Annotated in this window: 10 protein-coding genes; 2 read left to right on the forward strand and 8 right to left on the reverse strand. The window is 32.0% G+C overall.

All coding sequences use genetic code 11. The annotated features are described in order from the left end of the window. Positions 1 to 506 precede the first annotated feature (506 nt). Positions 507 to 1,406: a carbohydrate kinase family protein gene (locus tag ACLU24_RS08165; RefSeq protein ID WP_412611746.1), complete on the forward strand. Its 900-nt coding sequence runs from the start codon at positions 507 to 509 to the stop codon at positions 1,404 to 1,406. A gap of 261 nt (positions 1,407 to 1,667) precedes the next feature. Next, positions 1,668 to 2,453, forward strand: a complete 786-nt coding sequence (locus tag ACLU24_RS08170) for a TrmB family transcriptional regulator (RefSeq protein ID WP_412611749.1) — start codon at positions 1,668 to 1,670, stop codon at positions 2,451 to 2,453. Positions 2,454 to 2,488: 35 nt separating this feature from the next. Here ACLU24_RS08170 and ACLU24_RS08175 read toward each other — a convergent pair whose 3' ends face one another. From ACLU24_RS08175 to ACLU24_RS08210, 8 genes are all read right to left on the reverse strand, one after another. After that, on the reverse strand, positions 2,489 to 3,028 hold the full coding sequence (locus ACLU24_RS08175) for a phosphatase PAP2 family protein (protein WP_412611750.1): 540 nt from the start codon (positions 3,026 to 3,028) through the stop codon (positions 2,489 to 2,491). A 243-nt stretch (positions 3,029 to 3,271) separates the two neighbouring features. Continuing rightward, the gene (gene spoVAD, locus ACLU24_RS08180; protein WP_412611752.1) at positions 3,272 to 4,282 is read right to left on the reverse strand and encodes a stage V sporulation protein AD; all 1,011 of its coding nucleotides are present in this window, start codon (positions 4,280 to 4,282) and stop codon (positions 3,272 to 3,274) included. Positions 4,283 to 4,499: 217 nt separating this feature from the next. After that, positions 4,500 to 5,771 (reverse strand): GTPase ObgE, encoded by a 1,272-nt coding sequence (gene obgE, locus ACLU24_RS08185; protein ID WP_412611753.1) that lies wholly within the window; start codon positions 5,769 to 5,771, stop codon positions 4,500 to 4,502. 15 nt (positions 5,772 to 5,786) lie between these two features. Next, entirely contained in the window at positions 5,787 to 7,565 is a 1,779-nt protein-coding gene (locus tag ACLU24_RS08190; RefSeq protein WP_412611754.1) for a hypothetical protein, read from the reverse strand. A 19-nt stretch (positions 7,566 to 7,584) separates the two neighbouring features. After that, on the reverse strand, positions 7,585 to 9,360 hold the full coding sequence (locus tag ACLU24_RS08195; RefSeq protein ID WP_412611755.1) for a hypothetical protein: 1,776 nt from the start codon (positions 9,358 to 9,360) through the stop codon (positions 7,585 to 7,587). Then, positions 9,357 to 10,796 carry an ATP-binding protein gene (locus ACLU24_RS08200; RefSeq protein ID WP_412611757.1) on the reverse strand — a complete coding sequence of 480 codons (1,440 nt, stop codon included), beginning with the start codon at positions 10,794 to 10,796 and terminating at the stop codon, positions 9,357 to 9,359. The genes ACLU24_RS08195 and ACLU24_RS08200 overlap by 4 nt, the downstream gene beginning before the upstream one ends. A gap of 16 nt (positions 10,797 to 10,812) precedes the next feature. Beyond that, on the reverse strand, positions 10,813 to 11,700 hold the full coding sequence (hslO, locus tag ACLU24_RS08205; RefSeq protein WP_412611759.1) for an Hsp33 family molecular chaperone HslO: 888 nt from the start codon (positions 11,698 to 11,700) through the stop codon (positions 10,813 to 10,815). Positions 11,701 to 11,725: 25 nt separating this feature from the next. Next, entirely contained in the window at positions 11,726 to 12,814 is a 1,089-nt protein-coding gene (locus ACLU24_RS08210; RefSeq protein ID WP_412611761.1) for a hypothetical protein, read from the reverse strand. Positions 12,815 to 12,819 lie beyond the last annotated feature (5 nt).

Below are 12,819 nucleotides of genomic sequence, written 5' to 3' on the forward strand. Positions count from 1 at the left end.
AATGATTAAAAATTCATTTATAAATTTTCTTTTTAGTAATAATGGAATCTAAAAATTCTTAAAAACCTCTATTTTATGCGATTTTTATATTGTCTTAAATATCGACTATTCTTATATAAAATCAGTATAAAATATTAAAAAATGTGGTTTTTTACTCAAAATCGACATTTCATATTAACTTTTAATATGGTATATTATAAACCGCTATATGCAACAAATTTGTTACAAAATAAAAGCCTTTGTTTTTTGTGCATTTTAACGAAACTTTTTATCATATTATCATTTTAAAGATTTTATGTTGGGGAAAGCTACAAATTTTAGCCCTTTCTGCTTTATAAGGGAATATTATTTTTCTTCATTTTGTCAATGTTTTGTTACTTTTAAAATTATCATTAAATTTTAGTTGAATAATTTATACAACTAATAATTGACATTGCTGCCTTATCTTGCTATCATTAAAGAAAAATAAAAACCAATTAAAACATAAAATGAAGAGGAGATTAGCTATGAAAAATATACTTGTTTCAGGTCTTATTAACATCGAAACAACTGCATCTATAAACTCATTTCCCATTGAATATCAGGCCATAGATTATAACTTTTTTGGCGTAAATTCAATGCCATCGGGTGTAGGTTTGAATCTTGCCTCTGCATTAACAACACTTGGCGATAAGGTTTCACTCCTCTCTATTTGTGGAAATGATACTTTAGGTTCAGTTATTAAGCAAGAACTCAAAAATCGAAATATCAATTCAGAGTATATCCTTTCCATTCTTTCACAAACCCCACAATCCGTAGTTCTTTATGACAAAAATGGTAAAAGACAAATAATCTGCGACCTCAAAGACTCGCAAGAGACCCCATATAATATAGATATATTCAAGGCAGAAGCCGAAAAATGCGATTGTATGTGTCTTTGCAATATAAATTTTTCAAGAAAAATGCTTCCCATTGCAAAAGAACTTAATAAAATAATAGTTACAGATGTTCATGTCATTTCATCTCTCGACGATGAATATAACCGTGATTTTATGCAGTACGCAGATATTTTATTTATGAGTAATGAAAATCTTGGTGATGCAAGATTGTTTGCTAAAGAAACTGCAAAACGCTTTGGAAACTCAATAATTATAGTTGGAATGGGTTCTCAAGGCTCTTTACTTTACACTAAAGCTAACGATAATTTCATTGAACTTCCAATTTTTAAAACTCGCAAGCCTGTTAATACAATTGGTGCAGGCGATGCTTTACTTTCAGCTTTTACGCATTTCTATATAAATGGCTGTTCGCCAAAGGATTCTTTAAAACTTGCATCAATCTTTGCTTCATATAAAATCGGAGATAAAAACGCTTCTTCAGGTTTTCTTACAGAACAAGAGCTTTTAAAACTCGCTGAAAATATATAGTTAATACAAATAATATTATTTCTAAAATTTATATAATAATTATTTATTTTACTTATTGTAATGTATTTAATATTGTGATTTAATATGTATAAAGAAAAGATCTTTATTCTTTTCTTTAATAATTATTAGAAAAGGAATTGATAAAAATGAAATCATTTGAGTTGATTGTTATATTCGTAGTTTTAGCTATAGATACAGTTTTACTAATTTGGGATTTAAAAGAAAATAAAAATAATCATAAGCATTCAAAAGGGAAAAAATATGGACAAAGAGCAAATCATTTCAACACTAACAAATCTTAATTTTTCAAGGCTTGAGGCGGAAATCTATATAACACTTCTTGAAGGCGAAATGTCAGGCTATCAGATTTCTAAGAAAATCGAAATAGCAAGACCATCTGTTTACGCAGCACTTGAGCATATGTTTGAAAAAGGAATCGTACAAAAGGTTCAAGACAACAGTTCAGTGTACAAAGCTCAACCACCTAAAGTAATCTTTAAAAAGCTCAGCGAGGAATTTTCAGAAAATGCTTTTTTCGCCGAAGAAGCACTCACTCAATATTCAGAAAATCACTTTGAAAATCGTATTTTCACAATAAAAGGTATAAAAACAATAATCGAATACGCCAAAGATATGATTATCAAAGCAAAAAACGAAGTTTTCATAAATACAGATTTAGAGTTATCTATCTTCAAAACTTCAATAAAAAAAGCGTCTGAAAACGGCACAGCAATCACTATTTTCTCATTCTATGAACCAGATATAGACCTACCCTGTAAAATTTTCACTCATAATAGAAAAAACAAACATACTGCAAGCCGCCTTATGCTTTCATATGATGACTCTGAAACACTTATAGCCAATGCTAATGATTCAGGGGAATGGCTCGCTTCTATAACAAATAATCCATTACTTGTAGAGATTATAACCGAACATATTCATAATGACATCTATCTTCTAAAACTAAGAAACGAATATGGCAGTGAAATTTATAATAATTTAAGAATAGGTTCAAACTTTGAATCTCATAATAAAATAGTAAAATAAAAACGGCAAGGCTTATTTAAAGCTTTGCCGTTAATTTATGAAAAGTTAAATACAGAAATAGAATACACAACCGGAACTACTATACAACCCGTTATAATTCCCAATGCCATACCTGCTAAAACATCTGTAAGATAATGTACTAAAAGATATGTACGAGAAAATGCAATCAATGCCGCCAAAAAAAGCATCGGAATTGCGAATATCGGGTGCATAAAAAACATAACTGTTGTAGCTGCAAACGATGATGTCGTATGACCTGAAGGAAATGAATAGTGCGGGGGGTTTTTTATTAAAAGTTGGTCTTCACTGACCTTATGGCAAGGACGAACTCTGCCTACGATATTTTTTATTGTAACCTCTCCGCAAAGCCACGAAACAACAATCGCTATTATCATGGCTATTCCAGAGGTTCTATATTTTTGAAAAGGCAATAAAGCTACTGCAATAACAAACCACACAAGACCACTATTTCCGATAGTTGTTGCACCAACCATTATTTTATTCAACCGCTTAGTGCGCAGTTTTGAAATTCTGTCGAGCATACGGTTGTCCCAATTTTGAATGCGACTAAGCATATTACTCACCTCCGAAATAAATATTTAACACTATGCCAATCAAGTGTCTTAATTTACCTAATACATTACCATTCTTATTTATTATAACACATTTTCAGCAAAAGCGGTATATATTTTTCTCGGAAATGAGTACCAACATTCTATATAATTTTTGATAAAGTTGCACAGAATATAAAACCTTAATACAAAGGTAAATTTTACAAAAGCTTTTATGAAACCATCAATTATTTTTTAACTTACTAACTATTCACTTTCAAGTTCAATAAGATGTGCTACTCCCGGAATACTTTCACCTTGTTGTGCTGAAGTTGGGGACATCAAAGCTCCCGTTGCAACAAACAAAACCCTTTTAAGCTCGTTGGTTTTCATTTTTTGCAATACATACGAACAGAATACTGAACCGCTGCAACCGCAACCTGAACCGCCTGCGTGAACATCTTGAGTTTTTATATCGAAAATCATCAAACCGCAATCATTATGCTGACGACTTATTTGCAAGCCTTCTTTTTCAAGTAATTCTAAAAGTAAAGTTTTACCTATCATACCAAGGTCCCCAGTTAGAATTAAATCGAAATTTTGTGGTTTTTCTTTGGTATCTGAAAAATAATCAAGTATGGTCTGAGCCGCCGCAGGAGCCATCGCTGCACCCATATTGTTAGCATCTTTAATTCCCATGTCGGTAATTCTTCCGATTGTTATACGCTTGATTTTTATACCATTTCCGCCTCTTTGAATAATTGCCGCTCCCGAACCTGTAACTGTCCATTGTGCCGTTGGCGTTCTTTGTCCCCCGTATTCAAGTGGAAAACGAAATTGTCTTTCAGCTGAACAGAAATGCGAAGAAGTAACAGCAACACATCTGTCGGCAGCAAAGCTATCTGTGAATACTGATGCCATCGAAATAGTCTGAGCCATTGTAGAACAAGCTCCATACTGACCAAGAAAAGGTATTCCCAAAGCACGAAGTCCAAATGTTGAAGAAATACACTGATTGAGCAAATCTCCCGCAAAAATATAATTTATGCTTGAGGCATCTATTTCAGCCTTTTTAAGAGCTAATTCTACAGCAGATTTTTGCAGAAAACTTTCAGCTTTTTCCCACGAAGATTCGCCAAATTTATCATCACTGTATGTTTTATCAAAATATTTGGCAAGAGGACCTTCCGCCTCTTTATGACCGACAATAGCGGCGTTATTTAATATTCTGACATCATTTTCCATTTCAAGAGTATATTTTCCGATTCTCTTTGGCATATCTATGCACCCTCCAATATGAGATTTCATAGATATTATTTCCAAAGTAGATTTATTTATTCAAAATTAAAAGCGGTGGACTAAGTCCGCCGCTTTAGAAATAAAGAAATGTTATGGGTTTCGCCTTTAAAACCCACGAGGGACTCTTTCCCTCAACTCTGCAAGCTTCTGAAAAAGCTTGAACAAAACTTTTAATTTATATTAAACTTATGCTATATTACTCGATATAGTCAAACTCAATTTCGTAAATGTCTACCGGATCGCCCTCAGATATGCCAGCCTCTTTAAGAGCATCAATAACGCCCGTCTTGATAAGCATACGCTGGAAGTATTGTACAGATTCACTGTCATCAAAATTGATTGAACGAATAAGTGTAAGCAACCATTCGCCTTCAACAAAGAATATACCGTCCTGAACTGTAATCTTGACCTCTTGCTTACCAAGTTCGTCCTCCTCGATAACTGGAGCCGGCTCCGGTTCATAGTGAGAAATAGGAGGAAGTTTAGAGAGCATCTCCTGAATACGCTTTAAAAGTGGCTCTGTCTGATATGCAATAGCCGCCATTATCGGGAAAAATTCATATCCTTGGTCTTCTATAAACTTTTTGAAATCTTCAACAGCCTCATCTGTTGTAAGGTCACACTTGTTACCTGCTACAATCATAGGGCGCTCTGCAAGCTCTGGGTTGAACTTTTTAAGCTCTTCATTTATAATACGGAAGTCTTCTTTCGGATCTCTACCCTCACTACCTGAAACATCAACTATATGAACAAGCATACGACAGCGTTCAACATGACGCAGAAATTGATGTCCTAAGCCTACGCCTTCGCCCGCACCTTCAATGAGTCCGGGAATATCCGCCATTACAAATGAACTTCCCTCACCCATTCGGACAACTCCCAAAACCGGAGTTATTGTTGTAAAATGATAATTTGCAATAACAGGCTTTGCCTCACTTACAACTGAAACAAGCGTACTTTTACCAACATTCGGATATCCCACCAACCCAACATCTGCAAGAAGTTTTAATTCAAGAGAAACTTCCATACTTTCTCCTGGTAAGCCCGGTTTTGCAAAACGTGGTGTTTGCCTTGTAGGTGTTGCGAAATGTGTATTTCCCCAGCCGCCTCTGCCGCCTTTTGCGACAACAACAGGCTCATCATCTGAAATATCCGCAATAATTCTGCCTGTATTTGCATCTTTAATCAGTGTTCCACGAGGTACACGAATAACTAAATCTTCCGCTTTTTTACCATTACAGCGAGCACCCCTGCCGTTTTCACCCTTTGGTGCTTTATACTTTCGTTTATAACGGAAATCTGCCAATGTTGAAAGATTATCGTCAGCCTTAAAAATTATATTTCCACCACGACCGCCATCTCCACCATCCGGACCACCTGCGGCAACATATTTTTCTCTATGAAAAGCAACTGCGCCATCTCCGCCGTCGCCTGCTGTTATCTGTATCTTAGCTACATCTACAAACATTATAAAACTCCTCCTTTATTGAATCCTATAAACATAGTATTTTAAACTAAAAATAGTTACTGAGCCAATATTTTTAAAATCTCCTAAACCAAAACTATTCGAGTAATTTTCAACAATTTCTTCAATAGGTTTTTCTTCTAAACCATTTATATATTCCGTAAGAAATACATATATAGGCTTGTCCGTTTTTAGAGAAGAAATTTTGTCTATATAATTATCAATTTCATCATAGCTTGTGTAGAAAATCTTATCAACATCATAAAGCTCACTTGTAAAGCATACTAAACGCCATTTAAAATTTTTTGATAGTTCTACTACAATACAATCGCTATCTTTAGTTAAATCTTTAAAATCTCCCATACCTTCATTTTTAAATAAATATCCGATAGAGCTATTCACATTACAATTTATCAATATAGCTATCATTGCTATTACAGACGCAATTTTATATCTATTATGTTTTTTAAGTGGCTTTATCTTTGAAAGAATACATATTATTATTGCCATAAATATCAAGAACATATATGGAAATGTTATAAAAATATATCTATCGCAATATCCCATCGCATAATACAAAACCGATTTAGCCGATATAATAATTATCGCTAATGACCCTAAAAGCATAGGATAATAAACAAAATTAATTCTGCAAAGCCATTCTTTTATTGATTTTATAGGCCTAAATGATTTTAATGTTTGCGGAAATTCCTTGAATTTATTTTTAAAATTTAATAAAGCAGAACGAAATTTTTCATTCTTTCTAAATAAAAAGCATATCGGAAGTGCAAACAACACTATAACGATTATAAAAACGGGAATAACAGTCATATAATAAATTTTATCCCCATCTGATAAACCCTTTATTCCAAACAATTCTCCGAATATATTTTCAATAGAAACTCTAATTTGAATAAAAAACGCTCTCATATCCACCTGAGAACCTGATTCTGTAAAAACCTGTCCCATAAGCGGTGGAAATACAGCCCACGCAAGTGCAACTCCAGACGCCATAGAAATTCCATATTTAAAGAAATTTTCAATCTGCTTTTTGCATAAATATCTTATGCAAAACATAACTGCAAATACAAAAGCCATTATTGTAAATTCATGTTGTGTTAATGCTCCAAGCATCACTACTATTGTAACAGGAATAAGTGATTTGAGTTTCAAATCATCTTTAATATCAAGAAGCTTAGTGTGAATATATGCCATAATAACTACCCACATCATCAGCATAGCATACATTCTTATGTAAATAAAAACATTTACTGTTCCCACAGAAAAGCCAAAACAGAGACAAACTATAGCTGCAAGCCATTTAGATTTAAAAAGCTTTTTCGCAAGTAGAAATAAAAAAATCTGTAAAACTACAAATACTGCTATGTTTACAGAAAATCCAAACCACGGTGAAAATTGATTCGGAAAAAATGAACATACTGTATGTAGAACACTATAATATAATGGTGGATGACGGTCTAAGCTTTGATTATACCATACATTTGCATAATCGAAAGCTTCTCCGTCATTAACTATAAGATAATCTCTAAGAACATCTCCTGAAATCCATTCATTTACATTCTTAAATTCCACACTATAAATATCGCCATCTATAGTTAAAAACGGATTTCTGTGAGAATTTGACAAGCCATAAGAGTACATTTCATCAGAATGAAATCCCTCTTTCTGAAATGCAAAAACACAAGAAAAATATATAATCTGTGCTAATATAACAATTATCAAGAATATATATATAAATATTTTGGATTTAAATAATTTTATTATTTTTTCTTTCATCTATTTACGCTCCTAAAGTTTATCCTATAACATACATCAAATATTTAATTCCATGAATTTCTACTACTCCTTGTCTTTCAGGCGTCTTATAAAAGTTAAGCTTTGAACAATATTTATCTATAAATTCATTGGTGCGAATACTCTCACGCATACTCATATCAGAATTTAAAATTCTCAAGAGATATTCTCCGTCAGATTCATCAGACCTTAACTTTCCATTCAATGCCAAAAGTAAATAAGTTGTCTTATCAGTTTTAAGACTATCTACTTTATCTAAATTTTCTATGAAATTGCCATAGGAACTAAAGAAAACCTTATCACTGTCCATTAAACAATAGGAAAAACAAACCATTCTCCACTCTGCTTCAGGATCATATTCCAAAACTATAACATTGTTATTATCAAATTTAGATTTTAGTTCTGTATAATCAGTTTGTTTAAAATAATATGTTGGCTTTATACAAATAACATTTACTACTAATAAAGACAAAAATAGTACAGTTGAAATTCCTCTTTTTAAGTAAATACTTTTTATTGGTTTAATTGCAGAGATAAGATATGTAACAACTGTAATAACAAGCAAAACTATAAGAGGATATACACTAAATAAATATCTGTCACAATATCCCATATATATGAAATTTACTGAATGAATAGTTGTAATAACTATTATAATAATAGCAGCAATCGCACCCATATAAAAATAATCAAGCTTGGCAAACCATTTCATAAATCTTCCTATTAGGGATAATTTTTTTTCTGGCTCTGTTTTATCTTTGGGTCTTCTCTTAGAACAAATTATTGCAGAAATAATCATAATAATTAAAAGAATGATTCCACCTATTACTGCCCATATTCCGCTCAATCCAAAAAGTTCACTAAATATATAATTTATTGCATCATATATTTGTTGATACATAAGTTCAAATGATGTTGCATGTCCACCTTCGGAAAATATCTGTTTTGGCATTGCAGGAAATATTGCCCATGAAAGAAGCACTCCTCCCAACATTGTAAACCCATATTTAAAGAAGTTTTTTATATCCTTATTCATAAGATAGTGTAAGCAGAAGCATATAGCAAATGAATAAGCTACAACTGTAAATTCATGCTGTGTTAATGCTCCAAGTGCAGTTATTATCAAAAGTGGCAACAAAACCTTTATATTTAGTTTATCTCCGCTTTCCTTAACCTTTAGATGCAAATATGCTAAAATAGTTACCCACATAGCCAGCATTGCATACATTCTTATAAACGCAACAACATTAACAGCTCCGACAGAAAATCCGTAACATATACATACTAAAACTGCAAGCCAATTTGACTTCATAAGTTTTCTTGCTATTAGGAACAGAAAAAATTGAGTTATTGCAAAAAACACAAGGTTTATTGAAAAACCGAACCATGGTGAAAATTGATTTGGAAAAAAAGAACATACAGTATGAAGCACTGCATAGTATAATGGAGGGTGACGGTCAAGACTTTGATTATACCATACATTTGCATAATCAAATGCTTCTCCATCATTAACAACAAGGTAATCATTCATAATACTACCGGAAACCCATTCGGTCGTATTCATACGATTTCTACTGCTTATATCTCCGTCAACGCTTAAAAACGGATTATGATAAGAATTAGACAAGCCATATGAATACATTTCATCTGAATGATAACCCATTTTTTCTGTTGCAAAACCATAGGTCATAAAAGCAATCTGAGATAAAATAATAATAGCCAAAAATATGTAAATAAATATTTTTGATTTTAGAATTACACAAAATTTATTTTTCATATCGTTTCTCCATCAACCAGTAATATTTTATTATACCTATAAAACTTCTCACAGCCAAATTCTTCTATAAATCTAAGTGTATATATATTTATTGAAAGTTCTGTTACAAATACAGTCATTTCCTGAGTTGCTCCAAAAATAAGCTCCATAAAATCAAAAGCATATCCCAACGATTTAGAAAGCTCATCAATATCATTATCAAGTAATGATGTATCTTTATCAAAAAGATTTTTAAAAACATCAAAGCTTTCAGAATCTTTTGAATTTTCTATATATTCTTTAAGCTTTTTGGAGGTTGCTTTTAGAATTTCTGCTCTTTCAGGAGTTATTCCTTCACTGCCATATTCTTCCCTTAAAAAATTCATCTGAGCAGACAACAACTTTAAAATTTCTCCGCTCTCGGAGGACTTAATTTCTTTCAAAATATCAAATAATTCAGCAATAGTATCATTCTTAAACAGTATTTCCTTTGCTCTGTTTGCAAGCTTAGAAACAAGTATAGATACTACACTAAGCCTTTCATCAAATGATGCACCGCTAATCTTTTTGAGATTATAATTTTCAAACCTGCCTGCAAGAATTTCATCAATCGGATATTCTTTTTCATAACGGATATAAAGCTCATAATAATTAGCAAAATCTACCGCAATTTTTCTGTGCTGAATAAACTGATATACTATATTGTCACTTATCTGTACTCCCATATGTTCATAAATGCTCATAGTCTGCGACAAATCCTCCCAACCACGAGCTGTTGCAAATTCTGTTCCATCTACACTTTCTTCAATTCGATAAAAATTATTTCGCCTTAAATCAAGATAGGAAATAATTGCAGGGTGAATACCTTTTTTATAAGCATATTCTTTCCAGACAAGGAAATTTTCTCTTACATCTATACGCTTTACTCTATCAAGAGTTACTATATCAAGCTCTCGGACAGATTTATTGTATTCCGGTGGGTTTCCCGCAGTAGCAAGAACCCAACCATTTGGTATATCTGTATTGCCAAAACGCTTAAATTGCAATAATTCGAGTATTGCAGGAGCAAGAGTTTCTGAAACACAATTAATTTCATCTATAAAGAGTATGCCCTCTTTAATTCCTGAACTTTCTATTTTATCATAAACGGCAGCAATAATTTCACTCATAGTATATTCTGTAACAGAATATTCCTTGCCCATATAATCTTTTTTGACAATAAAAGGCAAGCCTACTGCACTCTGTCTTGTATGGTGAGTAATTGTATAGGAAACTAAAGCAATTCCACATTCCTTTGCAACTTGCTCCATAATCTGAGTCTTACCTATTCCAGGGGGGCCCATAAGTAAAATTGGTCTTTGATGTACCCTTGGAATTATATACCCACCCTCTGAATCTTTGCTCAAATATGCCTTAACTGTATTTATAATTTCAAGCTTCGCTTCTTTAATATCCATTATATAACTGCCCCGATTATTTTGAATTTCTGCGTTTTACAAGTTCCTCTAATTCTTGCTTTGTAAATTTATACTTCTTATTGCAGAATTGGCAAGATGCTTCCATAAAGCCTTTCTCGTCAGGAAGTGAGAGAATTTCTTCATCTTTAAGTGTACTTAAAGAATTTTCAACTCTTTCACGACTGCAATTACATACATAATTTATATTATTTTCATCAAGAACTTCAAGATTAAAACCTTCAAGAGCCTTTTTGCAAATATCAAGTATACTCATACCCTTTGCAAGCATAGTTGTCATAGGCTCTAAAGTGCGGATATTAGCCTCAAGCTTATCAATAGTTGTATCATCAGCCATAGGAAGTAATTGAATAAGAAAACCGCCTGAAAGCATCATTTTGTGGCTTTCTTTATCAAGCAAAACACCAAGAGAGCACACAGTTGGCAACTGCTCGCTTCTTGCATAATAGTTAGTAATATCCTCTGCAATCTCTCCCGAAATAAGCTCAATCTGTCCAAGATAAGGCTCACCTTGTCCGAAATCCTTCATAACATTGAGAATACCATTTTTACCGACAGCTTCGGCAACATTTATCTTGCCATTTTCATAATAAGTAGTAGGACAACCTGGGTTTACACAATATCCTCGGCAATTTCCCTTACTGTCGCCAACAGCTATAACCGCTCCCAAAGGTCCGTCACCGTTTACACGAAGTGTAATTATTCCCTCTTTGCTCTTGAGTTGAGTTCCCATAAGAGATGCCGCTGTCAGCAATCTTCCGAGAGCTGCTGTTGCTACTGGGGAAGTTTTATGAAGTTTTTGTGCAGTAAAAACTATATCTGAGGTTTCTGCTGCGGTAACAGCAATAGCACCATCATCAGTAATACATCTTATAATTTTATCCATAATTTAACACCTTACCTTTTCTATCTTATTCATCTAATTTATAATTTTCCATATAATAATATTTTTTCTCTAAATCTTCAATACTTATATGAATCAAACCAAATATATTTCTTTTTCTTAATGAAACTCCATAACATAATTTGTTATCTTTTTCACCATAATAGCACTCATATAATCCTATACTATCCAGCTTTTCATAATCAATCTTAAAAGTTATATAATCATCTGACTTCAAATTTCGTTTTAACTCATCTGAAAATTTAACTTTATAAATTTGAATATTGGAATTTGCTATTTTATCTTTGTTATTTGACTTTTCTTGAGCTTTTTTATTTAATTCCTTTTGAATTAATTCATTTTCCGGCATTTTTGAAAAAACAATATCACCATCTTTTAATTGATAATTTGGACCACTATATGAAGCAAAAAATCCTGGTATAATTTCAATAAATTTCTTTTCATACCAGTTATCACTCCAATTTCCATCATCATCTATATTAAAATTATATGCACCATAGCAACCATCATCATAAATATGCTCGTAAATAGGAGTTATTGAATCTTTTTTCTCATATGATTTTGCTCTTTTGTCATTTACAGCAAATACTGAAAATTCCGAATTAAAATATTTTTTTAATTCTGTTGCCAAAGAAATTATATTTTCTTTATAAGATTGATTTTCATTGCATACAAAAATTATATCCTTCTTTTTCAGAGCAAATTTTTTATTTTCGCTTTCTAAAAATTTTTTTATATCACCATCATATTTTTTATTAAAATAACATACTTCTTCGTTTTTAAAATTTAAATCGTTGCTTAATATTATTTGATTATCTAATTTTATTTTTACACCAAACTCATTTTCGTATTTTTTAATAACAGAATCTAAAATTTTAGATTTTATATCCTCCTGAATTTCATCACTTTGACGATCATCAACAAATTTTTTATCTTTAGTCCATATAACTTTTGTGCCATCACTCATAACATAACACTTTGAACCTGTAATACTTGGAATTGGACCATTATTTGTAGAAATTATATAATGTTCTTTTATACTAACATTATCTAAATCATATTTATTTGTATAATATTCAATAGATTTGTCATACATATTTT

Source organism: Pseudoruminococcus sp. (assembly GCF_047012705.1).
GTDB lineage: Bacteria > Bacillota > Clostridia > Oscillospirales > Acutalibacteraceae > Pseudoruminococcus.